Source organism: Paraburkholderia sp. SIMBA_027 (assembly GCF_046535315.1).
Taxonomy (GTDB): domain Bacteria; phylum Pseudomonadota; class Gammaproteobacteria; order Burkholderiales; family Burkholderiaceae; genus Paraburkholderia; species Paraburkholderia tropica.
This window is the reverse complement of sequence record NZ_JAWRWY010000228.1, coordinates 1-344: the sequence shown is the minus strand read 5'-3', so window position 1 is coordinate 344 and position 344 is coordinate 1. Positions and strand designations below refer to the sequence as shown.

The window sequence follows — 344 nt, the reverse complement described above, 5'->3', positions numbered from 1 at the left end:
CCGCGTATTGCCGCCAAGCTCGACGTTGCGCAGATCAGCGATATCACTGCGGTTGAAAACGCCGATACGTTCGAGCGTCCGATTTACGCTGGCAATGCGATTGCGACGGTGCAATCGGCTGATCCGGTGAAGGTCATCACCGTTCGCACCACGGCATTCGACGCGGTCGCTGCGGAAGGCGGCAACGTATCGGTAGAAAAAATCGAAGCGGCAGCGGACAACGGCAAAGCGCAATTCGTCAATCGCGAAGTCACGAAACTCGATCGTCCCGAACTCACCAGCGCAAAGATTATCGTGTCAGGCGGACGCGGTCTGGGCAGCGGCGAAAACTACACCAAAGTGCT

General features: G+C 57.6%; 1 protein-coding gene. It reads left to right on the top strand.

Features of this window, described 5'->3' with window-relative positions; all coding sequences use genetic code 11:
• On the top strand, nt 1-344 hold a 344-nt coding region (locus tag SB764_RS38885), incomplete at both ends, for an electron transfer flavoprotein subunit alpha/FixB family protein (RefSeq protein WP_410866595.1).